The following is a 25,349-nucleotide window of genomic DNA, read 5'->3' as shown; positions in this document are numbered from 1 at the left end:
CGCTCCTTAAAACTCTCACTGTACGATATCCTCATCCAGTCAAAAACGGTAAATTAGTATTTTCCATCTCCCTAACTACTGAGCTCATTCGAGAATAATCGGACTGGATATCGGCCTTCGCCGGTATGACTTAACTTGGAAAGGACTTGGTGTGATACGTCATTCCGGCGAAAGCCGGAATCCAGCTCTGTTGAGTGACCACAGAGTATGTGCTGAATAGTTACCGTCAGGGTGTTGGTCCCGGCTTGTCTTGCGTTTCCGGTCTCGCACGTCTGACTGAGCCAGGACACGTTCATCGTTTCATTTCCGTTATCGACGTCGGGGTCGGGGTCGGAATCGGTTTCGAAAAAACTGGGATGGACCCCAAGCCTCTTCGCTTCCGATTCGACCCCGATTCCGACTCCGACGCCGATTGCGATTCCGATCCCGACCCCGATTCCGTTCCGATGCTGATTTGGAAAAAAGTATTTTGCTGGACAGTTACAATCACAGCATGTTCACGGGATCCAGATCCAGGCTGGAACGGAACGGGGATGATCGCGGCAGGACGCTCTGCAGGGAGGAGTAGACATCTCGCAGTTCCAGCCAGGACATTGCCTTGACCAGGCATTGAAAGCGTTTGCGGCCATTGAGCAGACTCAGCGGCGCGGGCGCGGGCCCCAGCACCCGCAGGCCCAGCCTGGAGCCCTCCCGGAGCAGATGCTCACCGGCCTTGGTAATCACGTCCGCCCCCCGCTCCCATTCCCGAGGATAGCTCAACCTGATCATGGCCAGCTTCACAAACGGCGGATACGCGAACTTCCGGCGCCGTTCCAGCTCTTGCGCGAAAAAAGCTTCATAATTGCCGGTGCGGATATGTTCCCAGCAGGGATGCTCCGGATTGCGGGTCTGGATCAGCACTCTGCCCGGCCTCTCCCCCCTCCCGGCCCGACCGGCCAGTTGCACCAGAAGCTGAAATGTCTTTTCCGCGGCCCGGTAATCCGGAAGATTCAGCCCGACATCCCCGTCCACGGCCACGACCAGCGTCACGTTGGGAAAATGATGGCCCTTGCTGAGCATCTGCGTGCCGACCATGATCTGGGCCCGCCCCTGGGCAAAGGTCTCCAGGATGGATTCCATCCTGCCCTTGCGCCGGGTGCTGTCCCTGTCCAGGCGCACGATGGCCCGGCTCGAAGCGACCATGTTGCCCAGATATTCTTCCAGCCCTTCAGTGCCCTCGCCCATGGGCAGGAATCGGGTGCCGCCGCACTGGGCGCACTTGCAGGGGAACAAATGAGTGTAGCCGCAGTAGTGGCACAGCAGCCGTTCCCACCCTTTGTGATAGGTCAATCCCACTTCACAGCGCGGACATTTGGGGGCCGTGCCGCAATCCAGACAGGAGACCAGCGGAGCGAATCCCCTGCGGTTGAGCAGAAACATGGCCTGTTCCTTCCGTTCCAAAACGCCTTCCAGTTCCGAGCGGCAGATCACGGAAAGGGGGTCGGAGCGTGATTCGCGGCGCATGTCCACGAGACCGATTTCCGGCAATCGACATCGGCTGATCCGTTTGCGCAGCGTAACCCGGGCGATCTCGCCCTGATCTGCCGCATAAAACGTCTTCACATCCGGCGTGGCCGATCCCAGCAGCATCAGCCCGCCGTGCTGATTGATCCGGAAGTAGGCCACTTCCTTGGCCTGATACATGAACCCTTCGTCCTGCTTGTATGAGGCGTCATGCTCCTCATCCAGGATGATCAGGCCCAGATCGGCAAAGGGCAAAAACAGCGCGGAACGCGTGCCGACCACAATTCTGGGCGTCGCCTGTTGCCGCACGGATCTGAATATCGCCAGTTTCAATCCGGGATTGAAATAGCCGTGGTACCAGTGCTTCGGAACCTCCGGGAAATTTCGCGAAACCTCGGTCCAGAGCTGCGCCGAAAGGGCCACCTCCGGCGCGAGTAGCAGCACACTTTTGCCCATGGCCAGAGCGGCCCGAGCCAGGCGCAGATAGAGCAAGGTCTTGCCGCTGCCCGTAATCCCGTGCACCAGCCGCACCAGTCCGTTGCCGTGACGCACCGATTGCTCCAGGTCAGCCTGGAGCGCGGTAAACGCAGCCGTCTGCTCGGTGGTAAACGCATGTTCAATCGTGGAGGTTCCTGCGCACTCCCGGGGTTGCGGTTGTGCGGGCAGAATCGCTTCCGGCACGTCAAATCCGGGTGATTCCTGGATCAATCCCTTGCGGACCAGATCCGCCAATACGCGTTCCGGATTGCGGCTTTCCGACGCTGCCGCATCCATCTGCCACGCCTGGGCTATCCGCTTTCGCGAGGCACTGCCGTGGGTGAAAAGGTACTCCAGCACAGCCAGTTGACGTTTTGCTCCCGGCCGCAGATCCCAGGGCGGATCCCGCAAGAGAACATATGTTGCGTTCCGTTTGTCGGCACGATCCGCGATCACCGGCGTCAGCAGGCCGTTCAGCCAGGCCTGACCGTACATTAAAAGCTCCGAAGACGACGCCCGCAATATGCGATCCAGACGGATTTTGCGAACCACTTCCCCTTCCCGAAGGGCAAATTGTACCGCGCCGGCGCGAAGGGCCTTGGGCAGGACCGACGACAGCACCAGCCCCTCCGGCGCCATCTGACGTTTGGCCAGATGGCGAACCAGTTCCAGAACATCCTTGCTCAGCAGCAATTCCTGATCCAGAGGCCATGCCAAGGGTTTCAGTTTTCGTTCGACTTGGAGTTCTGCATCCTGTCGCCCGACGATCACGCCCATCCGTATGGAGCCGCTCACCGGAACCATGACCCGCTGCCCCGCGGCCCATGCGTTCTCCGGCAAATACTCCGGGGTCCCGTAGCTGAAGGTGCGATACGGAGGGCTGCACAAGGCCACATTCCAGGCCACAGTCATGCTGCGCACCGCCGGTTTCGCGGGTCCACGCACATGGCGGTCCACCCCATCCCCCCGATACCAGGCCTGATGCGGACATGAATAGAAAAGTGAGACATGCTGAATCGTTGTGCCATCATATCGGCTGATTCACGCCGAAAGGGCGAGCCCATGTCGCCAAATACGTGAGCCGGCTGCACCGCATGGGGTGCAGCCGGCTCTGAATGATGAATGCATTGCCGGCCGTGAGGTACCTGTTCAACTGGGGCAGGAAAGCAGGCCTTTCAATTTGAAGACCAGCTCGTCGCGAAGCGTTTCATCCTGCAGGGCAAAATAGATGTTCGCCGTAAGATAATCGCTCCAGTCGCCGACATCGAATCGCATTCCGCGCATTTTCACAGCCAGAAGGCGATTCTTGCGCGCCAAGGTGATCAATGCGTCGGTAATCTGGATTTCACCTCCGTGACCCGGGGAGGTGCCTTCGAGGTATTGAAAAATTTCCGGCATCAGGACATAGCGTCCGACCACGGCCATGCGCGACGGCGCCTGCCCCTGTTCCGGTTTTTCCACCAGGGAACGGACCCGGAAAATACCCGGCGCGAACTCTTCACCCTGAATGATGCCGTAACTGCTCACCTTGTCAGCGCCGACCTCGACAACGCCGACCACGGACATGTTTTCCGAAAGGGCGACATCCATCAGCTGCTTGATCCCCGGTTCCATGCTGAACATCAAGTCGTCGCCCAGCATCACGGCAAAGGGTTCCTGTTTGATGACCTCTTTGGCGCAAAGCACGGCGTGGCCGAGTCCGAGCTGTCTTTTTTGGCGCACCGAGATAATGTTCACCATCTCGGCTACGTTGCGTACTTCTTCCAGAAGAGCTGTTTTTCCGGTACGTTGCAGCAGATCCTCAAGTGCCCAGTTGTAGTCGAAATGATCTTCAATGATTTTCTTGTTGGAGTTGTTCACGAAAACCACGTCTGTCAGGCCGGAGTACATCGCTTCTTCGACAATGTATTGCACCGTGGGTTTTTTGAATACCGGCAGCATTTCCTTGGGAATATTCTTGGTTGCCGGCAATGACCTGGTTCCCCAACCAGCCACGGGAATAACCACTTTTCTGATTTGCATCGGAGCAATCTCCTTTGTTTTGAGCGATGGCCGTCTGACTTTTCGCACCGAAAAATTGCCATTCCGGTTTGCATGTCCTCAAAAATCGACAGTTCCTTCGGCATTCTCTCCTGAAATAACCAGATTTATCATCAAAATGTAAAGAACATCCTGGCACTTGAAGAAGAGCATATACCCAATCCCGAGAACAGTCTATCGCAGATGGGTTCGCAGCACGTCGACAATTTCATCCGCCAGTTGTTGGACCATTTCCGGCTCCTCTCCTTCCACCATCACCCGGGCCACCGGTTCGGTTCCCGAATATCGGAGCAGCACTCTGCCCCGTGTTCCGAGCTTCTGCTCGGCCATGGAAACCACGCGCACCACCTCCGGCGACTGGTCGAAGGGAATCTTGCGTTCGACATGGACATTCACAAGCACCTGCGGAAAGGGAGTCAGCAGGGCTGCCAGTTCGGAAAGCGGTTTCCCTGTTTCCTGCATGATCCGCATCAGTTGCAGTGCGGCCAAAATGCCGTCTCCGGTGGTGCAATGGTTCAAAAAGATCAAATGGCCGGATTGCTCGCCGCCGAACAGGGCTCCCTCCTTGCGCATGGCCTCCACGACATAACGATCCCCCACGGGGGTGCGCAACAACCTGCCGGAATTTTCCTGCATGAATATTTCCAGGGACATGTTGCTCATTACCGTGGCCACGAGGGTATTGCCGGGCAACGTGGCGTTGTCGATCATGTCCCGGGCGCAAATGGCCATGATCTGATCGCCATCCAGGATCTTGCCCCGCTCATCCGTGACGATCAACCGATCGCCGTCCCCGTCCAGGGCCAGCCCGATATCCGCTCCGGTTTCCAGGACATGGTGGGCCATCAGTTCCGGATAAAGCGAACCGCACTTGCGATTGATGTTCAAGCCGTCCGGCTCCGTTCCGACCTCCTCCACCTTGGCGCCAAGTTCTTCAAAAAGCAGTGGCGCCACCTTGTATGTTGCACCGTTGGCGCAATCCAGGACAACCTTCATGCCATCAAAGGTCATGGTCGAAGGAATGGTGTTCTTCAGGAAGACCAGATACCGTCCCAGACTGTCCTGGATCCGGAACGCCTTGCCCACGGATTCCGGTTGCGGATAATCCCAATCCGTGTCCGGCGAGAGGATCATTTCCGAAATCCGGTCTTCCATGTCGTCGGCCAGCTTGAAGCCATAGCGGTCGAACAGCTTGATTCCGTTGTCCATGAATGGATTGTGGGACGCGGAGATGACCACCCCCACATCGGCGCGCATGTTCCGGGTCAGAAAGGAAATGGCCGGGGTGGGCATGGGACCGACCAGATAAACGTCCATTCCGGAAGCGCAAAAGCCCGAGGTCAGGGCCGTTTCAAAGACATAACCGGATAGGCGCGTATCCTTGCCGACCACCACCCGGTGTCGTTTTGAACCATTGCGCATGGTCTGCCCCACGGCCAGACCAAGACGCAACGCAATCTCAGGAAGCATCGGAAAAATGTTCACCTGCCCCCGCATTCCATCCGTTCCAAAGAGACCTTTACGCATATGATTCCTTATGAGCCGATTCTCCCATCAGGGAATCGACGTTACATCATTTCAAAGTAAGTACTGAGCACTTTTATAACAAATTTGGATTGTTCCGGCTTGTCTCGATTTTTGGGCCTCGCCTGTCTGACTGAGCCAGGATTCGTTCATCGAAACCATTGCCAAACACCTGAAGCGCCAATGGATGTTTATTCGAGCAATGGTTCGATGTTACAAAGTCGGCGAAGGAGTTGCGAGGCCAAAAAATCGAGACAAGCCGGAACACAACTGAATAGTTACAATTCAAGTTTCAAATGAGCCCGTTTTGCGGCGACGACGGAGCAATAGGATCAGCAGGGTCCGGCACGGCGGCGATCTGTTCGATTTGAACGCGCACGTTTTCAGGCTCTTTTTGCAGCAGGACTACCCCGGGAGGCAGTTCGACCCGGTAGCTGACCTCATGCTCTCCCGACGCAAGGTCCCCCAAAGGACTTGTGGTGACCCAGACACTGTCGACAAGCTTTTCATCACGAACCATGGTAATGGGCGCTCGGAGGTTGAGGCGAACCCTTGCCGGCTCCACCATGACCGTCATTCCGGCTGGTTGCGCGACAAGAACCTCGCGTTCCAGTGAAATATCCGTGGTTTTCTCTCCAAAATCAAGCTGCAGGGTGACCCTGGAGGGAGTCGCCTCGACCTCCGGCGGCAGAATCAGACCAACGGTCACTTCCAGTTTTCCAGGACGATCATCCTCCACCGTCACCGGTTGGGTTAGAATCTCGTCGACTTCCTCGATCTTGACCTGAGGGCCTCGCAGAGCGACGGTCGGCGGACGAAGGACAGCGCTTTTGAGTTCGTGATCATCATGCAAATCCGTTTCCACCTGTTTGATGACCGGCACGGTTTTGGTTATCAACCGATCAACCAGCAACTCAACCCGGGATGGCGAAATTTCGACCACCTCAATGGCCCGGGACATGCTGATGTTGCGCGTTTCAAATTCCAGCTGGTTCAGTCCGGGCTGCAATTCCGCGAGATCAAGGGGATAAAAGACATTGCGCATATCAATGGTGCGGAGCATCGGCCTCGGTCCCCGGACCCGAACCTCGATTCGATGAACCATGCCTTGGCGAACGACATAGCCCTGAGGCATGTTCACCATTTCCACGGGGACCTGAATCCAGGTATCCACCTTTTCACGTCCGGAAACCAGGTGCCAGGAAAAGAGGGCCAGTGCAAAGGCCAGAACCAGATACTGCCAATTCGTGCGCATGCTCCTTACTTCTCCAATGCGTTGCGCAAGGCGTCCTTGAGCTGTTCTTCATTCAGGTTTTCCGACAGCACGCCTCCCTGGGCCAGAGAAATGATCCCCCGCTCCTCGGATACCACCAGGGCCACGGCATCGGACTCCTCGCCCACGCCGATGGCGGCCCGGTGCCGCGTTCCCAGTTTGGTGGAGCGTTCGACTCCGGACGACAAAGGCAGAATGCATCCCGCGGCTTCGACCTGGCCGTCCCGGACCACCACGGCCCCGTCATGGAGCGGCGTGCCCGGAGTAAAGATCGTCACCAGCAGCTCACGGGACATGCCGGCCTTGATTTCCACTCCGCGGGCAATGATGTCCCCCAGAGGAATGGCCCGCTCAAAGACAATCAGCGCACCGATTCGCGACTTGGCCATGTTCAACGCTGCATAGACCACTTCGTTCACCAGGCGATCGGACACGTTGCGCCGCCTCCAAAGACTGCCGGCGCCCAGCTCGGATAGGGCTCTGCGAATGTCCTGTTGAAAAAAAATGATGATGACCAGGAACAGGGAGCCCAGAAAGTTGGCCAGCAGCCAGTTCAGGGTCAGCAGGCCGAATTCCCCGGACAGGTAGTAAACCACCAGGATCAATATCAACCCGTAGATGATCGATACGGCACGTGTCCCCTTCACCAGAAGAATCAGCCGGTAAAAGGCAAAGGTCACCAGACCGATGTCCACCATTTCCCGCAAGCCGAACTGCATTTCTAGCACGACCCGCCTCCGCTCAACGCCTCGCATACCCGCAATGTTCGTCGTGTCGCCTCGACGTCGTGAACCCGATGCACCCGCACCCCTTTGGCGGTCAACAACGCAGTGGCCACCTGGTTGACGGTTTCGCGCTCCTCCAGTTCCAGCCCCAGCAGGCTCTTCCAGAACGACTTGTTGGAAATGCCCACCAGAAGCGGCCTGCCCAGCTGCAGCAAGTCGCCAATATCACGCAGCAGCCGCAGGTTATGTTCCAGCAGCTTGCCGAACCCGATCCCCGGATCCAGGATAATGGAGTCCTCGGGCAATCCGGCTTGCACCAGGACGTTCATCCGCTGCTCGAAAAACCGGCGGACTTCTTCCAGAACATTTTCATAAGATGGATTGGACTGCATGGTTGCCGGTGTTCCCAAAGCGTGCATCAGCACGTAACCCGGCTGATATTGGCAAAGAACATCCAGCAATTCCGGATCGAACCGGCAGGCGGAAATGTCATTGACCACGGCCGCGCCGGCGGCCAGCGCCGCGGCGGCCACTTCAGCCTTGGTGGTGTCCACCGAAAGAACAACCTCGGGATGGCTTAGCTCCAAAGCCGTGCTCAATCCCTCGATCACGGGCAGGACGCGTTCCCGTTCTTCTTCCCGAGCCACGGGCAGGGATCCGGGCCGGGTGGATTCGCCGCCGACGTCCAGAATTTTGGCTCCCTGGGAGGCGAGCATACGGCCGTGGCGTACGGCATTGCCCGGAAGGAGATGCTGGCCGCCGTCATAGAACGAGTCCGGAGTGCAGTTGATCACCCCCATGATCAGGGGGTGATCCATGTTCAAGAGTCTATTGTTCTTGATGCGCCATGCAGGGGCAGAATTCACTGGCAATCCGTTCGGCAAAATGCGATCAGTCTAGGAACGCTGTGGTTTCTCGGGCTCTTCCAGCGAAAATTCGTCTTCCGCATCATCGCCCTTTGACGAAGCGGCATCATCAGACGGCTTGTTTCCGCCTTCCTCCTTGTCGGCTTCCTGATCGACGTTCTCGGACTTCGTGGGCGAGTCGGTCCGCGTCGGCTTCTTGGCCACCAAGTTGACGGGCGGCAGGGGTTCGCCCTGCATCAGACGGGCGATGTCGTCTCCGGAGATGGTTTCACGCTCCAGAAGGGCATCGGCCATGGCATGCAGGATTTCGATGTTCTGTTCCAGCAATTTCCGACCCGTGGCGAGAGCCCTGCTGATGAAGCCTTTGATCTCGGCATCGATCTTCTGCGCCGTTTCTTCACTATAGTCCTTGTGGGATGAAATTTCGCGCCCCAGAAAAACATGGTCGCTGTTTTCTCCCAGCGACAACGGCCCCAGCACATCGCTCATCCCCCACTGGCAGACCATTTTCCGGGCCATTTTCGTTGCCCGGTCGATGTCATTTCCGGCTCCCGTGGTCAGCTGATCAAAAATGATCTGTTCGGCCACCCGACCTGCAAGAAGCACGGCCAACGTCTTTTCCAGGTAAGTACGGCTGTAATTGTGACGTTCGTCGTCCGGCAGCTGCATGGTCACGCCCAGGGCCATGCCCCGGGGAATGATGGACACCTTGTGAATCGGGTCCGTACCGGGCAGCAGCCGTGCCACGAGGGCATGACCGGCTTCATGATAGGCCGTGGTCTTCTTCTCGTCGTCGCTGAGGATCATGCTCCGCCGTTCCTTGCCCATCAGAAGCTTGTCCTTGGCCTCCTCGAAATCCTGCATTTCCACCTGGTCCTTGTTTTGCCGGGCGGCAAACAAGGCCGCTTCGTTGACCAGGTTTTCCAGATCGGCTCCGGACATGCCCGGAGTGCCCTTGGCCAGGGATTCAAGATCGACCCCCTTGGCAAGGGGCGTTCGCTTGGCATGAACCTGCAGGATGCGCACTCTTCCCCGCAGATCCGGGGCCGGGACCACGACCTGTCGGTCAAAACGGCCGGGACGCAGCAGGGCCGGGTCCAGGACGTCCGGACGGTTGGTGGCGGCGATCAGGATGACGCCTTCGTTGGATTCGAAACCGTCCATTTCCACCAGCATCTGGTTCAGGGTCTGCTCGCGTTCATCATGACCTCCGCCCAGTCCGGCTCCGCGCTGTCGGCCGACGGCGTCAATTTCGTCGATAAAGATCAGACAGGGCGCGTTTTTTTTGCCCTGGGTGAACAGGTCGCGCACCCTGGCGGCGCCCACGCCGACAAACATTTCCACGAAATCCGAACCGGAAATGGAAAAAAACGGCACTCCGGCCTCTCCGGCCACGGCCCGGGCAAGCAGCGTTTTCCCCGTTCCGGGTGAGCCGACCAGCAAGACGCCCTTGGGAATTCTCCCGCCAAGACGGGTGAATTTCTTGGGTTCCCGCAAGAATTCCACCACTTCCATCAATTCGTCCTTGGCTTCGTCCACCCCGGCCACGTCTTCAAAGGTGACCTTGGTGGATTCCTCGCTGAGCATCTTGGCCCGGGATCGGCCGAAGGACATGGCCCGGCCGCCGCCGGACTGCATCTGGCGCATGAAAAAAATCCAGACGCCAATCAGCAGCAGCATCGGGAACCAGGAAACCAGCACGGTAAAGTACCAGGGCGACCGGTCTTCGGGCTCGGCGACCACCCGGACATTGTTCTCCAGGAGCATGGGCACGAGATTGGGATCGTTGGGATGGTACGAGACAAAGCGCTGCTCGTTGAGCAGCACGCCCTGGATTCTCTGACCCTGCACGACGACTTCGGTAACTTCGCCGGCTCGGACGCGTGCCAACATCTCACTGTAACTCAATTGTTGTTCCTGCGCCGGCGGTTGGCTAAACATGTTGAACAGGACCACCATCACGACGGAAATGGTAGCCCAGAGCAGCAGGTTCTTGGAAAAATTATTCAATGAAGATTCCTCCGAAAAAGGATTGGATTATCGTGAAACAAGTATCTGATGAGCAAGAAGGGGATCGAAGGAGGTACCGAAAAGATCTCACGGATGCGATTGTTCGACGCCATTTTGAGTGCCGGTTTGCGAAACGACTCGCAAGGTCGATCAAGACGCAAGACTTCCGGAGGCTCCACCGCCCTCCCCCTTGCGGTTCTACGTTGAAATCTATACAAAGCACTTTTTGCAAGGGGAAGCGTTTCGTCACCGGTGTGGCGCCTGGACTTCAAATCCAGTGGACGGTCGAGAGGTCGTCGGTAGGTTCGACTCCTATACGCTTCCGCCAAATCACAGCCCGCCGTTCTTCCCTGCAGTCGCTGTCAACCAAGCCTTCAATTCGGCAATTTGATTTTGGACCGAAGCCTCTCCGGTTCCGCCCCGCCCGCTTCGCCGAGCCACGGCCTGATGGTAATCCAGCACGGAATAAACATCTTCCTGAATCAACGGGGAAAAGGACTGCAACTCCTGCAGTGTCAGCTCCTCCAGAGGTCGGCCCTGGTCTTCGGCAAACGCCACGGCTCGCCCGACAACATGATGGGCATCCCGGAAAGGCAGTTTTTTTCCCACCAGGTAGTCCGCAAGTTCCGTGGCATTCAGATAGCCGTTGCGCAAAAGCGCCAGCATCCGTTCAGGCACGAATTCCATCTCGGCCATCATGGCCGCCATCAGCCGCAAAGATGTTTCCACGGTCTTGTCGGCGTCGAAAAACGGTTCCTTGTCTTCCTGCAAATCCCGATTGTACGTCAGCGGAAGTCCTTTGACCAGGGTCATCAAGGACATCAGCGCCCCGTAGACCCGCCCGGTCTTGCCCCGCATCAGCTCAGCCACGTCCGGATTCTTTTTTTGAGGCATGATGCTCGATCCGGTGGCAAAGGCGTCCGGCAACCGTACGAACCCGAATGCCGGATTGGCCCAGAGAATCAGTTCCTCGCACAGCCGGGAAAGATGCCCCATGGTCACGGCCGCGACAAAGACGGATTCCAGTACAAAATCACGGTCCGAGACGGCGTCCATGCTGTTTGCGAAAACTTCCGGAAAGCCGACTTCCCGGGCCACCATGGCCGGGTCGAGAGGATAAGTGGTCCCGGCCAGGGCCGCGGCTCCCAGGGGGCTGACCTGGACTCGTTTCAAGGCATCACCCGCCCGGGCATGGTCGCGGCGAAACATCCAGGCATAGGCCAGCAGGTGCTGAGCAAGACTCACGGGCTGGGCCGGCTGCAGATGGGTGCACCCGGGCAGCAGAGTCCGGCGATGCTCCTCGGCCCGCCGCACCAGCACGGTCACCAGTTCTTCCATCCCGTCCTGCCAGCGTTTCAGGGCTTCGTCCACGGAGAGGCGGAAATCCAGCGCGACCTGATCATTGCGGCTTCGCCCCGTATGCAGCTTCTTGCCGGCATTGCCGATCAGTTCCGTCAGCCGGGACTCGATGTTCATGTGCACGTCTTCCAGCTCGTCCCGCCAGACAAAGACGCCGGAATTCACCTCCGTCAGGATCTGATCCAGCCCGGAAACAATGGCATCCACATCGTCGGGAGACAAAACGCCCTGCTTCCCGAGCATTCTGACATGCGCCATGGAGCCGCGGATATCCTGGACGGCCAGACGGCGATCCACATGCACCGATGCCGTATATTCCTCCACCAGCCGATCCGTGGACTTCTCAAAGCGTCCGGACCAAAGCTTATGCGCGCTGCCTGTTTGCGTGACCATCACTGATTCCAGGCCTTGAGTCGCAAGGCGTTGAGGCGGATAAATCCCGCGGCGTCGGCCTGATCATAGACCATGTCCTTCTCGAAGGTTGCCAGCTCGGGATTGTAAAGCGAAACAGGGGATTTGCGGCCAAGAATCGTCACGGACCCCTTGTACAGCTTCAATCGCACGCTGCCCCGAACCCGTTCCTGGGTCTTGTCGATGAAGACCTGCAGGGCTTCACGTTCCGGAGCAAACCAGAATCCGTTGTAGACCATGGCCGCGTACTGGGGCATCATTTGATCGCGCAGACGCATGGTTTCCCGGTCCATGGTCAGGCCTTCCAGATCGCGATGGGCTGCCTGCAGAATCGTCCCGCCGGGAGTTTCATAGACTCCGCGGGCCTTCATGCCCACAAAACGACTTTCCACCATGTCCACCCGCCCGATGCCGTGCCGACCGCCCAGGGTGTTCAGCCGGGCCATGATTTCCGCCGGTGAGAGAGGTTCGCCGTCCAGCGCAACCGGATTGCCGGACTCAAAATCAAGCGTCACGACTTCCGGCCGGTCCGGGGCCTGTTCCGGAGGAACGCACATCACGTAGGTGTGCGGCCCGGGCTCGGCCCAGGGATCTTCCAGCTCACCGCCCTCAAAGGAAAGATGCAGCAGATTGCCGTCGCAGGAGTAGGGCTTGTCCTTGGTCACGGTGACGGGGATGTCGTGCTGTCTGGCGTATTCAACGCAGTCCGTGCGCGAGCACAAATCCCATTCCCGCCATGGGGCAATGGTTCGGATGGTCTTGTCCAGGGCCGCGGCGGTCAGTTCGAACCGCACCTGATCATTGCCCTTTCCCGTGGCTCCGTGGGCAATGGCCTGGGCGCCTTCGGCCCTGGCGATCTCCACCAGGCGCTTGGCGATCAGCGGACGGGCAATGGACGTTCCCAGCAGGTAGCGGCCTTCATAGACGGCATTGGCCCGCATCATCGGAAAAATAAAATCCCGCGCGAATTCCTCGCGCAGATCCTCGACAAACGCCTTCACGGCTCCTGTGTCCAGGGCCCGGCGTTCAACGCCGGAGAGATCTTCGCCCTGTCCCAGGTCCGCGGTGAATGCGATCACGTCGCAGGAATAGGTCTGCTTGATCCACTTCAGAATGACGGAAGTATCCAGACCGCCGGAATAGGCCAAAACAACTTTCTTGATTGTTTGTTCCATGATTTTTCAAATGGGGTTGGAGAAGGGGAAGGAAGAACAACTCGGGATCATGCGCAATTCAAGGCGTCGATTAATGGCGACACCCCAGGAACGAGAGCGACCTGGAGTGCAACCGGACAACCGTCCGATCACGGTTACCCGTGATGCTCGTCATAGACCCACTCCAGGAGAGCCTTTTGCATGTGCAGCCGGTTTTCGGCCTGATCCCAAACCAGGGAAGATTCGCCCTCCAGGACGTTGTCCGTGATTTCCTCGCCGCGCTTGGCCGGCAGGCAGTGCAGGACCTTGCATTCCGGATGGGCCAGGGCCAGCAACCTGGAGTTGACCTGAAAGGGCGCGAAAATTTCCCGGCGCTCGTTCGCCGCATCTTCCTGGCCCATGGAGGCCCAGACGTCCGTATTCACATAGTGGGCTTCGCTCACGGCCTCCTTCGGATCATGGGTCAAGACAATGTTGGCTCCGTTTTCCTTGGCATGCTGCAATATCGCGGGATCAGGCTCATAACCTTCAGGTACGGCCAAATGCAGGGCAAACGGAAAATACATGGCCGCATGCAACCAGGAATTGGCCATGTTGTTGCCATCGCCGACCCAGGCAATCTTCAGACTCGGCAAGTCGGGGGTGTTCTCGAAAACCGTCAGCATGTCGCTCATCACCTGGCAGGGATGATGCAAGTCGGTCAGGGCGTTAATGATCGGAATGGACCCGACGGAGGCCAGTTCCTCCAGGGATTCCTGAGCAAAGGTCCGAACCACGACGCCTTGAACATAGCGGGAAAGAACCCGGGCCGTATCCCGCAAGGGTTCATTTCGCCCCAGCTGCGATTCCTTGTTGGTCATGAACAGGACATTTCCACCAAGGGAGCGAATGGCCACTTCAAAAGAGATCCTGGTCCGGGTCGAAGCCTTTTCGAACAACAGAATCACGGTCTTCCCGTTGAGCAGGGTCGAGCGCCAGTTGCTGGCCTTGATCTCCTTGGCCCTGGTCAACATGTTCCAGGCCTCGGAACGCTTCAAATCGGTAATCTGTAAAAAATGTCGAGCCATAATGCCCTCACTCGCCCCACTCGGCGATTCAAGATGGATAGACTCCATGGCGAGTATCAGCGATCCAACTTCTGCCAGGAGCAAGCCTTGCGGAAATAAAAAATAATGAACATAGCCTTACAATATGGGATGTGTAAAGAAAAAGCTTTTGAGCGAAGTCATCCACGCGACGGCGAGAATCCAGGTCATGCTTGCCACAAGTTTGCGCCAAGCCAACTGCTTCCCGTTCCAAGGCCGAGTATCACTGTTTCAAAACTAATACCGAAACTCCCCGTTTTCATAAATCACCTGGGTCTTACCGGAGCCGAGCCGTGCCGTGACGGTCTTCTCGCGGGTGTTGACCAGGTCCCAGTGCAATGCGGACTCGTTGAAGCCCAGGTTGCGTTTTCGTCGCTTGTCCAGGTCGGACACCTTGCCGGAAAAGGATTCGACATACGATGATCCCAGGGCCAGATGGCAGTTGCCGAAGGGTCCTCCGAAATTTTCATCGAACAAGGTGTTGGCCATGAAGGCATTGATCCTGGAAAAACGCTTGTCCGTCAATGAGAATTCACCGACCCTGGCGGCGCCTTCATCCATGGCGATCTGGGACCGAAGAAATTTCTCGCCCTGCACGGCCTGAGCGTCAACAGCCCTGCCGTCCTTGAACTCCAGGCGAACGCCTTCCACGATATTGCCGTTGCGGTAGGAGAGCTGATCAGCAAAGTAGACTCCGCGTACTCCCCGCCAGTCCGGGGACAAGAAAATCTCGAAGCTGGGTATGTTGTGTCCTGAAAGTCCGACCCACCTGCGCTGCTCACCCACGGAAACTTCCAGATCCATGCCGGCCGACTCCACGCGCAGAGTTTTCGGCTTCAGGGAGTTGAGCCAGCGCTTGATGCGATTGACCGAGTCGAAAACTTCCCGCCAGCTGCCCACGGCATCGTCGCTGTCCAGATAGCAGGCGTTCACGATCTGTTGCGCATAGGCGTCCACATCCATGCCCGCGGCCAGGGCCAGCTGCTCGGTGGGCAGCATGGCCAGGGTCCAACCGAACAGTTTCTTTTGTTCCCGGACATCCAGAATGTCTCGCAACGGTTTCCGCGCCAGAGTGGCCATGCTGATCCGCTCCGGACGCACATCCCGCAGATGAGTCAAAGACTCCGGGGCCCGCAAATGGATGGCCCCATGCAAGGCGCCGAGCAGTTCTTTCGTGCCCGGTGGATGGAAGGTCAGATGTCTGTCCTCGCCCCGGGCATAGAAATCATGTTCCATGCGCACGCTGGGATTCCAACGGACGACAGGCTGGAGGGATCGATCCAGCAACAGGGCGTAGATCTTTTCGGAAAGGGCGACGGCAGCGGGATCGGACTGGAGCAGGACGATATTCCCTGCTTTGAGTTTGCGCCCTCTGGCCGTTTCCAGAGCCCACAACATGACCTGGGCATAGGCGTCCAAATGTTTTTCAGTGAACATGGAAGGTCTCCTTCAGAAGTCGATGGTCACAAGAGTCAGGAGTAAGGTGTCGGAATGAGGCAACCGGAGCCCGGAGCCCGGAGCCCGGAGCCCAGAGCCCAGAGCCCAGAGCCCAGAGCCCAGAGCCCAGAGCCCAGAGCCCAGAGCCCAGAGCCCAGAGCCCAGAGCCCAGAGCCCGAACAGATAGGCAGTCGAGTCGGATTTGGCAACCACTGCGGGAATGTTCGTGACCATGACAAAACGTCAGCTGATTTGCCTTGTTGTGATTTTGTCGCTACTGCCTCTCAGACGTGAATTCAGTCGGTCTCCATCGGCTGAACCGTTTGACATGGCTGGGAATAAGATTTCCAAGTTTCAATCATTTTCCAGGAGGATGACATCCATGACCGGCAAGGAGAAGGCGACTCTTTTTCCCTCAGCTCAAGAAGATGCTGAGTCAGCTGTCCAGCACCCTTCAACACCTCAAACCGAATCCGCTGCATACCGTCTGGCGTTTCTGGACCATGACTTCATCCTGCAGGATGAGCTGCGCCCGGTACGCCTGCAGTTGGAATTGCTCAAGCCGGAAATGTTGATGCAACAAAACCGCATCGAATCAACGGTTGTCATCTTTGGCAGCGCACGGTTGCTGGACGCGGAAAGCGCCACCGCCCTGCATCAGGTGGCCCGGGAGCAGGCCGAACTCCTGCCTGATGATCCGTCCGCGCAGGCTGCGCTGAAAGTGGCGGAGCGCACTCTGGAAAACAGTCATTATTATGAAGAAGCGCGAAAACTTTCCCGAATCATCTCTGAAAACTGCCAGCATGACGGAAAAAAGACGCATGTGGTCATCACCGGCGGCGGCCCAGGAATCATGGAAGCTGCCAACAGGGGTGCAACAGAGATCGGCGCCAAAAGTATCGGCCTGAACATTGTCCTGCCCCACGAGCAGGCCCCCAACCTGTACATTCCGCCAGACCTTTGCTTTCAGTTCCATTATTTCGCGATCCGCAAAATGCATTTCCTGATCCGGGCCAGGGCCCTGGTGGTCTTTCCTGGTGGTTTCGGCACGCTGGACGAATTATTCGATGCCCTGACCCTGATCCAGACAAAGAAGATCACCCCCATGCCTGTATTGCTTTTTGGTTCCAATTTTTGGAAAAAAGTAATCAGTTTCGACGCGCTTGTTGAGGAAGGAACCATCTCGGCGCAGGATTTGCATCTTTTTGAATACGTGGAAACAGCCGAACAGGCCTGGGAGTGCATTGCCCGTTTTGACAATCTGGAAACAAAAGGGAACTGAGTAACTACTCAACTCAGCTCAAAGCGGAAAGATTAAAAAACTTGGTAACTATTCAGCTCATCCTGGGGATGGTCATCCAACTGCACTGGATTCCGGCTTTCGCCGGAATGACTTATCGAAGCAAGCCGTGTCTACATCATCAGTCATACCGGCGAACGCCGGTATCCAGATCTTTTTCGCGGATTTTACTGAATAGATACAAAACTTGCAGCAAGCATGACCTGGATTCCCGCCTTGGCGGGAATGACTTTGTTTCCAATGCTGTTTCCGGATAAGTCATACCGGCAAGGCCGGTATCCAGTCCGTTTTTTCTCGAACGTGCTGAATAGATACGGCAACCGATGCCCCTCGAAAATGCCATTCAAGCCGTGGCTTCTTGCTGATATGCATCACCTTTTTTCGCGATCAAGCCCAGCATGTCCGCGGCCAGGCCGGGATCGACCCGAAAAGGAGAGCCGATTCCCTGAAAAAAGCCATGTTTTTCGACAAGATGGATGGACAAGGGAGTTATGATGAAAGACTGGGCGTCCTTTTCCCGAGTCACCCGCACCTGGTGCTTGGGGAACGTCCCTTCGCCTGGAAACGGGGAAGGCGTTCTGCCCCGGCATGCCAGAAACTCGGCCTGGACCCCCGGCGCGATGTCCGCCCACTCGCCTTCAGCCTGTAAAGCGGCATGGTAAACAGATCGAAGCGCCTCGACCAGGAGGTCCATGGTTATTCCGAGACGTTGCAGGGTCTGGTGGTCATCGGCAATGATGTCTTCCAGTTCCCGGGTGTCGTTTCCCAAAAAACCCCACGCGGAAAAGCATGAGGGGCTGAGTTGTTGGTATTTCTTTGCATCCACTGGTGATCTGCGGGGCATGTCGATACCCTCCCGGTTGAAATGCTGTGGCTGCGACCTTGTCATCCTGACGACAAGGTCGCAGCCCACGAAAAGCTTGATGATTCGGCAAAAGCATGGACATTCACCATAGTATTTTATAAGGCAAAGCAAAAGATGCAGCCACCGACGGGGAATTTAGCCATTTTTTCCCCTGATTCCTTGCAATGAAAAATGCTTTGGGCTAGAGCCCGTTTTGTGAAGCGTGGGCCTTGGGCTTTCAAGTGGGTTTTTAATCACTGTTTCAATATGCAAAAGGAGAGAGCGTTATGACAAAGGCGGATTTGGTAGGAAAGGTTGCAAACAAGGCCGGAATGACGAAAGCAAGTGCGGAAAACGCCATCAATGCCTTCATCGATTCCGTGGAGGAGATTTTGGCTGCTGATGGAAAACTGACTTTGACGGGTTTCGGCACCTTCGAGGTTCAGGAACGCAAGGAACGTACCGGTCGCAACCCTCGAACCGGCGATGAAATCAAGATCCCGGCCAGCAAGGTTGTCAAATTCCGCCCCGGAAAACTGCTCAAGGACTCCATTAACTAACCTCTTGCACTTGGAGTAATTTATGCTACCCGGAGAAACCATTCAAAGCTTTCTGCCTCAGGACATTCCCTGGTGGATGCCCGACCATGCCATATTCATGGGCGCATTCTATTTGGCGTTGATCATCATTGGTTCCGGCGTCGGATATGTTGTCCTGAAATCCATCAAGGACACGTTGAGCTCATCCGACAGTCACGGCGAACACGGCAATCATTAGATCAATCTCCTTTTTTTCCTTCAACCGGGCACCCTCATGGAGGATGTCCGGTATTTTTTTCTCATCTTCCACCCTTCCAACATCATTGGATCAGCCATGAGCACCGACGACAAGAAAATCATCTACTCCATGAACAGAGTCAGCAAGTTTTACGACAAGAAACCGATTCTCAAGGATATTTCCTTATCCTATTTTTACGGCGCCAAGATCGGCGTCCTGGGAATGAACGGTTCCGGCAAAAGCACGCTGCTCAAAATCCTCGCCGGTGTGGACCAGGACTTTCAGGGCCAGACCGTTCTCGCTCCCGGCTATGCCGTTGGCTACCTTGAACAGGAGCCTCTGGCCAATGAAACCCGGACGGTACGGGAAGTCGTGGAGGAAGGCGCGGCCGAATCCGTTGCTCTGCTTCAGGAATTCGAAGACATCAATGCCCAGTTTGCCGAACCCATGAGCGACGACGCCATGGACGCCCTGCTCGCCCGGCAGGCTTCGGTCCAGGACAAGCTGGACGCCTTGAACGCCTGGGAGCTGGAGAGTCGGCTGGAAATGGCCATGGACGCCCTGCGATGTCCTCCTTCGGATATGCCCGTGAATCTTGTTTCCGGAGGCGAACGGCGCCGGGTGGCCCTGTGCCGCCTGCTCCTGCAGCAACCGGACATCCTGCTTCTGGACGAGCCCACCAACCACCTGGACGCTGAATCCGTGGCCTGGCTGGAGCACCACCTGCACCAGTATCCGGGAACCATCATCGCCGTCACCCACGACCGCTACTTTCTGGACAATGTGGCTGGATGGATCCTTGAGCTGGACCGGGGCAAGGGCATCCCCTGGAAAGGCAACTACTCTTCCTGGCTGGAACAGAAAAAGGAACGGCTGCGCCGGGAAGAAAAATCCGAGAGCGACCGGCAAAAAACATTGCAGCGCGAGCTGGAATGGATCCGGATGTCGCCCAGAGCCCGGCACGCCAAGAGCAAGGCTCGGATCGGAGCATATGAGCAATTGTTGGCGCAGGAATCGGAAAAACAGTCCAGGGAGCTGGAAATATTCATCCCGCCGGGCCCCCGGCTGGGCAGGAAAGTGATTGAGGCGGTCGATCTGAGCAAGGCTTACGCAGACCGGATGCTCCTTGCGGATGCCAACTTTGTGATCCCACCGGGAGCCATCGTGGGCATCATCGGTCCCAACGGGGCAGGCAAGACCACCCTGTTCCGGATGATCACCGGGCAGGAACAGCCGGATTCCGGGCAGATCGTCCTGGGCGAAACCGTAAAGCTGGCCTATGTGGACCAGAAGCGGGACGACCTGGAAGCGGACAAAACCGTCTTCGAAGTGATCAGCGACGGTCATGACATGATCCGCCTGGGCAATCGCGAGGTCAACGCCAGGGCTTATCTGGGCCGGTTCAACATTACCGGTTCGGATCAACAAAAAAAGGTGGGACTGCTTTCCGGCGGCGAGCGCAATCGGGTGCATCTCGCCCGCCTGCTCAAAGACGGAGCCAATGTCCTGCTCCTGGACGAGCCCACCAACGATCTGGACGTGAACACCATGCGCGCTCTTGAGGACGCCCTGCTGAACTTTGCCGGCAGCGTTCTGGTCATCAGCCACGATCGCTGGTTTCTGGACCGAATCGCCACCCACATCATGGCCTTTGAAGGAGACAGCCAGGTCACTTTTTTCGACGGCAACTTCACGGAATACGAGGAAGATCGCCGCAAACGACTGGGCAAGGATTCAGACATCCCAAAACGCATCATCTACCGCAAATTCACCCGCGGATGACGAGTTTTGGGTTATCGGCAACAGGCTGATGCCTGGAACGCCTGTTGCCGAAACACGTTTTCTCCATCCTCGACATGGCCAAAAAACGAAAGCTCCGCAATCCCCTGAAGGCCATTCGCGCCAAGTGTCTGGAATGCTGCGGCGGAAGCCCCAAGGAAGTCCGCCTCTGCACGGACGAATCATGTGTCCTGCACCCCTTCCGGACTGGAAAGAACCCCTTTCCGCGCCGTAAACGGGCCGTGGCCAAACAGACCGCTGATGCATCAGCAAATGGATCCCCCGAGACAACCCGGGGAGTTGCGAAACAAGTCCAGCTCAGCCTCTTTGAAAATCCCCGTTCCGAATCCTGACATCATCATGCCGTGATCTGGTGACCTTACCCCATGCTCTGGCTCACCATTCCCGTCATCGCTCTGGCCCTGGACCTTTGGCTCAAGGATCCGCCCCATTGGCCTCACCCTGTGAGGCTTGCGGGCCGGGTGCTGCAGCGCATGGAATCCCTGGCCCGCGGCTCGGGTATTTCCTTGAAATTTGCCGGCGCGCTCTGCACCCTGATCATGGCGCTGGCCGCCGGAATCCTTGTCCACCTGCTTGTCTCCCTGCCCATTCTGGGTTGGTTTTTGGCCCTGTATCTCAGTTACGCGGGACTGGCCCTGGGCGGTCTGCTTCAGGAATGCCGCCGGGTCGCGATATTTCTGCGCAACAAGGACATCCCGCTGGCCCGTGCGGCCATGGCCGGCCTGGTCAGCCGCGACGTATCGGAACTGGACGAGGACGGACTGCGCCGCGCTCTGGCCGAAACCGTCAGCGAGAACCTTAACGACGCCTTCGTCGCCCCGTTCTTCTATCTGATCTGCCTTGGTCCCGCCGGACTCTGGGCCTACAAGACCGTCAGCACCATGGACTCCATGTGGGGCTACAAGACGCCGCAGTGGCGGGAACTGGGCTGGGCCGCGGCCCGGACCGACGACGTCCTGGCTTTCCTCCCGGCCAGAATGACCGCCCTGTCGCTCCTGTTTTCCGCCCGTCTGCTTGGTTACGCCGGTTCTTCCTGGTCCGAAGTCGGAAGGGTCGCCGCACGCACTGAAAGCCCCAACGCCGGGTGGCCCATGGCCGCCGCTGCCTTGATTTTTCAGTCCGGCATGGGCGGACCGACCCGGTACTTTGGAAGCCTCAAGGCCAAGCCATGGCTTGGCCCCTCCCGGAATCCCTGGACTGACGAGAAACTGGCCGACCTGTTTCGGCTCACCATCATTTCCGGGCTGGGATTCAGCTTTCTTGCCCTGTCCATCATTTTTCCCATCCGGCAATTTTTTTCTTGACCCATCAGAAAAACGGGAGTATCGGCCGTCAAAAGAGCGTGCATCGCGCCGTTCTGCTGTTTGTATTTCTCAAGGAGGCTTTTTTTTATGAGTTTGCAAGGTATCGTCAAGTGGTTCAGCAAGCAGAAAGGTTATGGATTCATCACCCCTGATGGTCAGGAAGACGGCAAGGATGTCTTTGTTCACTTTTCGGCCATTGAAGGTAACGGCTTCAAAACTCTCAGGGAGGGTGCCAGGGTTTCGTTTGAGATCGTCGACGGGGACAAGGGCCTGCAGGCCTCGCAAGTTCAGGAACTTGATTAAATCAGCAGCACCAATATACTGAACGAAGGCCGCTTCTCAGCGGCCTTTTTGGTTTTATCCTCAAAAATCCCAAAATCGTCATCCACTCCGCCTCCTTTGCTGTTCAGCGTCGGTTCGCCGGAAATACTCGGATCCTGCCCTTGCTCTTCAAACGGACCATGCTGATCATTCTTTTCAAACAATCCATTCCGCTCATCCAAGCAACTGCCCGGCAAAGGTTTTGTGCTCTTCCTTCGGGTAACGGAATCGGGGTCGGTATCGCTATCGCTATCGCAAGACGTTGGAGAGCCCAATGACTTCGCTTCCGCATCCGATTCCGATACCGATTCCGATGCCAAACCGCAGCAACAGCGGTATGATGGTGAATAGGCGCTTAAGCGTCTATTCTGAAGCAACCTTTTTTCCGCTCAAGCCAAGTGGTTGTCGTTCAAATGACTGAAACCATCGTCGTCTTCCTGCAACAATACGGCATGTATGCGGCCTTGATCAGCATCTGCCTGAATATCGTCGCCACGATTATCGGCATTTTTCCGACATTCTTCATCACCGCCGCGAACATCATCCTGTTCGGCTTCTGGATGGGAGCCTTCGTATCCTTTCTGGGCGAATCACTGGGAGCCGTGACGGCCTTTCTGATTTACAGGGCCGGCTTTCGATCCACTGCCCAGAAGGCCCTGGATGGCTATCCCAGGGCCAAGGCCCTGATCAATGCCCAGGGCCGGGAGGCTTTTCAGCTGATTTTTCTCCTGCGACTGCTGCCCTTTGCCCCGGCATGGCTGTCGACCCTGGGCGCAGCCCTGGGCAAGGTCTCCCTCGGACTTTTCACCGCGGCCTCCACCCTCGGAAAGATTCCGGCTTTGCTCATGGAGGCCTATGCCGTGTACGAGGTCAGCCGGTTTCAGCTGCCGGGCAAGATTATTCTGCTTCTTCTGGCCGTCTGGCTGGCCTACGACGTCTGGTTGCGCCTGCGCGGGAAGCTCCGCTCCCGTCCAAAATCTTCCCGGGATCAGTCTCGGTAGCCCCTTTCTTCGAACAACTCAGCAACATGTTTTGCGCTCTTCTTCCGATAATCGGGGTCGGGGTCGGTATCGGAGTCAGGATCGAATACATTGGAATACACTCCACACGTATCGCTTCCGATTCCGACTCCGATACCGATACCGACCCCGATACCGATACCGTCTTCAATACCGACTTTGATTCCGACTTTGATTCCGAACCTTTCTCCTTGCAATTTTGATGTTGCGACAATACCCTCCTTTGATAAGCTATTTCAGGCAGGAAGGTTCAACCCCATGACCAAAACATGGTCAGGGATTATGAGCAGACGATGCGGTGAGCACTCACTTGAGGAGGCGACATGAACCCGGGATTGAGCAGAATCATTCTTTACCTCTTGCTGGCAACCCTGCCGGTATGGATCGTGACCGTCCTGGGGATGCAGGGCGACGGGTTGCTGCGGGACGTGGGCCGGAATCTCGGCCTGATCGGTTTCATGATTCTGGCCATGCAGTTCATTCTCGCGGCCCGGATCAAATGGATTGAAAAAGAGTTCGGATTCGACATCCTGATCCGTTTTCACAAGTACATTGCCGTAGGCGCCCTGTGCCTGTTGATTCTCCACCCCGTGCTGCTCGCCGTGGATGGAATGGGATGGAGACTGCTGATCGGTCTCGATCTGCCCTGGTATGTCATGGCGGGCAAAGCGGCGCTGTTCCTGGTAACGGCCAGTGTGCTGTTCAGCATCGCCCAGCCCAAACTCGGCGTGAAATTCGAGAAATGGCGACTGATGCACGACATTTCAGCATTGGCCATTCTCGCCCTGATCTTCATCCATCCCTGGTATACCGGCAGCGACATGCACATCCCGGCCTTGCGGACATTGTGGGTCGGCGTTTTCCTCCTGGCCGCCGCGACATTTGTCTACCACCGGTTCATCAGGCCGCGACTTCTCCAGAAACGGCCCTACCTGGTGCAGGAGGTGGTGCAAGAGGCGGAAGACGTCTGGACCGTGAAACTGGTCCCACCCAAGGGAGAAATCATCGCCGACTACATGCCGGGCCAGTTTCACTTCCTGACGTTCTACCGGGATCCGGCCTTGCCCGTGGAGGAACACCACTGGACCATCTCGTCCAGTCCGGCCCAAAAAGAATACCTCAGCTCCACTATCAAGGCCGTGGGCGATTTCACCTCGACCATCAATTTGACCAAACCTGGGGATACCGCGGCAGTTCATGGTTCTTTTGGACGTTTTTCCTATGTCGTCCACCCTGGAGAACGTGACCTCGTCTTCCTGGCCGGTGGAATCGGCATCACGCCGCTCATGGCCATGCTCCGGCATATGCGGGACACAAACGACTCCCGATCGGTGGTGCTGCTCTACGCAAACAGGAACGCAAAACGGATTATCTTCGGCGAAGAATTGGCTGCCCTGGCCGCCGGAGAACGTCCCCAACTGCGAGTGGTGCATGTCCTCAGCAAGCCTGAAAGCGATTGGGCGGGGGAGACCGGTCACGTGGACCGGGAGAAAATCGAAAAATATTGCGGGCCCAACCTGCAGGGCAAGGCCTTCTATGTCTGCGGCCCGTTTCAGATGTCCGAGGCGATCATCGCGACCCTGCGCAAAATGGGCGTGCAGGACAAGATGATCCGTCACGAAATCTTCACCTTTCTCGATTGAGGAGAAGACATGCGCAAGACAGTGTTGAACAGGACGGTCATCGTCATGACTGGCCTTCTGCTTTTAGCGGCCATCGGTTTCGGCCTTCTCCGGAACCCGGAGATGACGACCCAAAACGATCTCACCACCCAGGCCGAGCGCGGAGCTGAGCTGTTCAGGGCGATGGACTGTTCCGCCTGCCACTCCATCCACACCGCCGGCAATGGCTTCGCCCCCGGCATGAAAGGCCTCTTCGACCGGGATGAACTTCCAAGCAGCGGACGCCCGGCAACCGAGGAGAACGTCCGCACCCAACTCCTGGATCCCATCGGCGAAATGCCCTCCTATGCCGATCGCCTGACCGAGGAGGAAATGGATGAAATAATTTCCTTTCTCAAGACTCTGTAGCCTCAATCCATACCCACATCGAAATCGAAATCGAAATCGAAATCGAAAAAAGCATCACCTCAAAACCGGAAAGTCAAGCAACCCGCAAAC

24 protein-coding genes and 1 tRNA gene are annotated in these 25,349 nt (G+C 57.0%); 11 read left to right on the top strand and 14 right to left on the bottom strand.

Annotation, left to right across the window (positions count from 1 at the left end):
• Window positions 1-486: 486 nt before the first annotated feature.
• The 7 genes from priA to ftsH form a co-directional block, all read right to left on the bottom strand.
• Window positions 487-2,925, bottom strand: coding sequence for a replication restart helicase PriA (gene priA, locus ACYQ15_RS02590; protein WP_459935962.1), 2,439 nt, complete (start codon window positions 2,923-2,925; stop codon window positions 487-489).
• A gap of 204 nt (window positions 2,926-3,129) precedes the next feature.
• A complete protein-coding gene (gene galU, locus ACYQ15_RS02585) occupies window positions 3,130-4,002 on the bottom strand; it encodes a UTP--glucose-1-phosphate uridylyltransferase GalU (RefSeq protein ID WP_459935961.1) in 873 nt (290 codons plus the stop codon).
• Between the two features lie 192 nt (window positions 4,003-4,194).
• Window positions 4,195-5,547 (bottom strand): phosphoglucosamine mutase, encoded by a 1,353-nt coding sequence (gene glmM, locus ACYQ15_RS02580; protein ID WP_459935960.1) that lies wholly within the window; start codon window positions 5,545-5,547, stop codon window positions 4,195-4,197.
• Window positions 5,548-5,836: 289 nt separating this feature from the next.
• Complete coding sequence (locus tag ACYQ15_RS02575; protein ID WP_459935959.1) at window positions 5,837-6,799, bottom strand: CdaR family protein; 963 nt, start codon at window positions 6,797-6,799, stop codon at window positions 5,837-5,839.
• A 5-nt stretch (window positions 6,800-6,804) separates the two neighbouring features.
• Window positions 6,805-7,536, bottom strand: coding sequence for a diadenylate cyclase CdaA (gene cdaA, locus ACYQ15_RS02570; protein WP_459939541.1), 732 nt, complete (start codon window positions 7,534-7,536; stop codon window positions 6,805-6,807).
• 2 nt (window positions 7,537-7,538) lie between these two features.
• Complete coding sequence (folP, locus tag ACYQ15_RS02565) at window positions 7,539-8,408, bottom strand: dihydropteroate synthase (RefSeq protein WP_459935958.1); 870 nt, start codon at window positions 8,406-8,408, stop codon at window positions 7,539-7,541.
• Window positions 8,409-8,438: 30 nt separating this feature from the next.
• Window positions 8,439-10,418 carry an ATP-dependent zinc metalloprotease FtsH gene (gene ftsH / locus ACYQ15_RS02560; protein ID WP_459935957.1) on the bottom strand — a complete coding sequence of 660 codons (1,980 nt, stop codon included), beginning with the start codon at window positions 10,416-10,418 and terminating at the stop codon, window positions 8,439-8,441.
• Window positions 10,419-10,652: 234 nt separating this feature from the next.
• On the opposite strand from ftsH, the gene ACYQ15_RS02555 reads away from it, so the two are divergent.
• Window positions 10,653-10,746: transfer RNA gene (locus ACYQ15_RS02555), tRNA-Sec, on the top strand.
• Between the two features lie 2 nt (window positions 10,747-10,748).
• On the opposite strand, the gene argH is transcribed toward ACYQ15_RS02555, so the two are convergent.
• The 5 genes from argH to ACYQ15_RS02530 form a co-directional block, all read right to left on the bottom strand.
• Window positions 10,749-12,170, bottom strand: coding sequence for an argininosuccinate lyase (argH, locus tag ACYQ15_RS02550; RefSeq protein ID WP_459935956.1), 1,422 nt, complete (start codon window positions 12,168-12,170; stop codon window positions 10,749-10,751).
• Window positions 12,170-13,363 carry an argininosuccinate synthase gene (locus tag ACYQ15_RS02545; protein ID WP_459935955.1) on the bottom strand — a complete coding sequence of 398 codons (1,194 nt, stop codon included), beginning with the start codon at window positions 13,361-13,363 and terminating at the stop codon, window positions 12,170-12,172. Before ACYQ15_RS02545 ends, argH begins: the two co-directional genes overlap by 1 nt.
• Before the next feature lie 134 nt (window positions 13,364-13,497).
• On the bottom strand, window positions 13,498-14,409 hold the full coding sequence (argF, locus tag ACYQ15_RS02540; protein WP_459935954.1) for an ornithine carbamoyltransferase: 912 nt from the start codon (window positions 14,407-14,409) through the stop codon (window positions 13,498-13,500).
• Between the two features lie 255 nt (window positions 14,410-14,664).
• Window positions 14,665-15,864 (bottom strand): aminopeptidase, encoded by a 1,200-nt coding sequence (locus ACYQ15_RS02535; RefSeq protein WP_459935953.1) that lies wholly within the window; start codon window positions 15,862-15,864, stop codon window positions 14,665-14,667.
• Window positions 15,865-15,876: 12 nt separating this feature from the next.
• Window positions 15,877-16,098: a hypothetical protein gene (locus ACYQ15_RS02530; RefSeq protein ID WP_459935952.1), complete on the bottom strand. Its 222-nt coding sequence runs from the start codon at window positions 16,096-16,098 to the stop codon at window positions 15,877-15,879.
• A 148-nt stretch (window positions 16,099-16,246) separates the two neighbouring features.
• Between ACYQ15_RS02530 and ACYQ15_RS02525 the strand changes: the two genes are divergently transcribed.
• A complete protein-coding gene (locus tag ACYQ15_RS02525) occupies window positions 16,247-17,146 on the top strand; it encodes an LOG family protein (protein ID WP_459935951.1) in 900 nt (299 codons plus the stop codon).
• A 361-nt stretch (window positions 17,147-17,507) separates the two neighbouring features.
• Here the strand turns inward: ACYQ15_RS02525 and ACYQ15_RS02520 are convergent, their stop codons facing one another.
• Window positions 17,508-18,008 carry a hypothetical protein gene (locus ACYQ15_RS02520; protein ID WP_459935950.1) on the bottom strand — a complete coding sequence of 167 codons (501 nt, stop codon included), beginning with the start codon at window positions 18,006-18,008 and terminating at the stop codon, window positions 17,508-17,510.
• Window positions 18,009-18,295: 287 nt separating this feature from the next.
• Between ACYQ15_RS02520 and ACYQ15_RS02515 the strand changes: the two genes are divergently transcribed.
• The 6 genes from ACYQ15_RS02515 to ACYQ15_RS02490 all read left to right on the top strand — a co-directional run bounded on the left by ACYQ15_RS02515 (window position 18,296) and on the right by ACYQ15_RS02490 (window position 22,192).
• Window positions 18,296-18,568, top strand: a complete 273-nt coding sequence (locus ACYQ15_RS02515; protein ID WP_092120581.1) for an HU family DNA-binding protein — start codon at window positions 18,296-18,298, stop codon at window positions 18,566-18,568.
• 22 nt (window positions 18,569-18,590) lie between these two features.
• Window positions 18,591-18,785 (top strand): hypothetical protein, encoded by a 195-nt coding sequence (locus ACYQ15_RS02510; protein WP_459935949.1) that lies wholly within the window; start codon window positions 18,591-18,593, stop codon window positions 18,783-18,785.
• Window positions 18,786-18,881: 96 nt separating this feature from the next.
• On the top strand, window positions 18,882-20,567 hold the full coding sequence (gene ettA, locus ACYQ15_RS02505; protein WP_459935948.1) for an energy-dependent translational throttle protein EttA: 1,686 nt from the start codon (window positions 18,882-18,884) through the stop codon (window positions 20,565-20,567).
• A 44-nt stretch (window positions 20,568-20,611) separates the two neighbouring features.
• Window positions 20,612-20,917, top strand: coding sequence for a hypothetical protein (locus ACYQ15_RS02500; RefSeq protein WP_459935947.1), 306 nt, complete (start codon window positions 20,612-20,614; stop codon window positions 20,915-20,917).
• A gap of 33 nt (window positions 20,918-20,950) precedes the next feature.
• Window positions 20,951-21,889: an adenosylcobinamide-phosphate synthase CbiB gene (gene cbiB, locus ACYQ15_RS02495; protein ID WP_459935946.1), complete on the top strand. Its 939-nt coding sequence runs from the start codon at window positions 20,951-20,953 to the stop codon at window positions 21,887-21,889.
• Between the two features lie 87 nt (window positions 21,890-21,976).
• Window positions 21,977-22,192, top strand: coding sequence for a cold-shock protein (locus ACYQ15_RS02490; protein ID WP_459935945.1), 216 nt, complete (start codon window positions 21,977-21,979; stop codon window positions 22,190-22,192).
• Here ACYQ15_RS02490 and ACYQ15_RS02485 read toward each other — a convergent pair.
• Window positions 22,189-22,374 carry a hypothetical protein gene (locus ACYQ15_RS02485; protein WP_459935944.1) on the bottom strand — a complete coding sequence of 62 codons (186 nt, stop codon included), beginning with the start codon at window positions 22,372-22,374 and terminating at the stop codon, window positions 22,189-22,191. The two genes, ACYQ15_RS02490 and ACYQ15_RS02485, sit on opposite strands and share 4 nt — an antisense overlap.
• Window positions 22,375-22,623: 249 nt before the next feature.
• Here ACYQ15_RS02485 and ACYQ15_RS02480 point away from each other — a divergent pair, with 249 nt between their 5' ends.
• The 3 genes from ACYQ15_RS02480 (at window position 22,624) to ACYQ15_RS02470 (ending at window position 25,259) form a co-directional block, all read left to right on the top strand.
• Window positions 22,624-23,211, top strand: coding sequence for a TVP38/TMEM64 family protein (locus ACYQ15_RS02480; protein WP_459935943.1), 588 nt, complete (start codon window positions 22,624-22,626; stop codon window positions 23,209-23,211).
• 341 nt (window positions 23,212-23,552) lie between these two features.
• Complete coding sequence (locus ACYQ15_RS02475) at window positions 23,553-24,872, top strand: ferredoxin reductase family protein (RefSeq protein WP_459935942.1); 1,320 nt, start codon at window positions 23,553-23,555, stop codon at window positions 24,870-24,872.
• A gap of 9 nt (window positions 24,873-24,881) precedes the next feature.
• Window positions 24,882-25,259, top strand: coding sequence for a c-type cytochrome (locus ACYQ15_RS02470; protein WP_459935941.1), 378 nt, complete (start codon window positions 24,882-24,884; stop codon window positions 25,257-25,259).
• Window positions 25,260-25,349: the final 90 nt, after the last annotated feature.

It is taken from the genome of Desulfonatronum parangueonense (assembly GCF_054656975.1).
This window is presented reverse-complemented; position numbering and strand designations above follow the sequence as displayed.

What these genes read in the sequence shown, in the direction of transcription:
- ACYQ15_RS02525 (WP_459935951.1), top strand. Translation starts at nt 16,247, where the DNA reads ATGACCGGCAAGGAGAAGGCGACTCTTTTTCCCTCAGCTCAAGAAGAT.
- ACYQ15_RS02575 (WP_459935959.1), bottom strand. Translation starts at nt 6,799, where the DNA reads ATGCGCACGAATTGGCAGTATCTGGTTCTGGCCTTTGCACTGGCCCTC.
- ACYQ15_RS02475 (WP_459935942.1), top strand. Translation starts at nt 23,553, where the DNA reads ATGAACCCGGGATTGAGCAGAATCATTCTTTACCTCTTGCTGGCAACC.
- ettA (WP_459935948.1), top strand. Translation starts at nt 18,882, where the DNA reads ATGAGCACCGACGACAAGAAAATCATCTACTCCATGAACAGAGTCAGC.
- cbiB (WP_459935946.1), top strand. Translation starts at nt 20,951, where the DNA reads ATGCTCTGGCTCACCATTCCCGTCATCGCTCTGGCCCTGGACCTTTGG.
- ACYQ15_RS02515 (WP_092120581.1), top strand. Translation starts at nt 18,296, where the DNA reads ATGACAAAGGCGGATTTGGTAGGAAAGGTTGCAAACAAGGCCGGAATG.
- ACYQ15_RS02520 (WP_459935950.1), bottom strand. Translation starts at nt 18,008, where the DNA reads ATGCCCCGCAGATCACCAGTGGATGCAAAGAAATACCAACAACTCAGC.
- ACYQ15_RS02535 (WP_459935953.1), bottom strand. Translation starts at nt 15,864, where the DNA reads ATGTTCACTGAAAAACATTTGGACGCCTATGCCCAGGTCATGTTGTGG.
- cdaA (WP_459939541.1), bottom strand. Translation starts at nt 7,536, where the DNA reads ATGCAGTTCGGCTTGCGGGAAATGGTGGACATCGGTCTGGTGACCTTT.
- glmM (WP_459935960.1), bottom strand. Translation starts at nt 5,547, where the DNA reads ATGCGTAAAGGTCTCTTTGGAACGGATGGAATGCGGGGGCAGGTGAAC.
- ACYQ15_RS02530 (WP_459935952.1), bottom strand. Translation starts at nt 16,098, where the DNA reads ATGGTCACGAACATTCCCGCAGTGGTTGCCAAATCCGACTCGACTGCC.
- argF (WP_459935954.1), bottom strand. Translation starts at nt 14,409, where the DNA reads ATGGCTCGACATTTTTTACAGATTACCGATTTGAAGCGTTCCGAGGCC.
- ACYQ15_RS02510 (WP_459935949.1), top strand. Translation starts at nt 18,591, where the DNA reads ATGCTACCCGGAGAAACCATTCAAAGCTTTCTGCCTCAGGACATTCCC.
- argH (WP_459935956.1), bottom strand. Translation starts at nt 12,170, where the DNA reads ATGGTCACGCAAACAGGCAGCGCGCATAAGCTTTGGTCCGGACGCTTT.
- ACYQ15_RS02480 (WP_459935943.1), top strand. Translation starts at nt 22,624, where the DNA reads ATGACTGAAACCATCGTCGTCTTCCTGCAACAATACGGCATGTATGCG.
- ACYQ15_RS02470 (WP_459935941.1), top strand. Translation starts at nt 24,882, where the DNA reads ATGCGCAAGACAGTGTTGAACAGGACGGTCATCGTCATGACTGGCCTT.
- ACYQ15_RS02490 (WP_459935945.1), top strand. Translation starts at nt 21,977, where the DNA reads ATGAGTTTGCAAGGTATCGTCAAGTGGTTCAGCAAGCAGAAAGGTTAT.
- galU (WP_459935961.1), bottom strand. Translation starts at nt 4,002, where the DNA reads ATGCAAATCAGAAAAGTGGTTATTCCCGTGGCTGGTTGGGGAACCAGG.
- ACYQ15_RS02545 (WP_459935955.1), bottom strand. Translation starts at nt 13,363, where the DNA reads ATGGAACAAACAATCAAGAAAGTTGTTTTGGCCTATTCCGGCGGTCTG.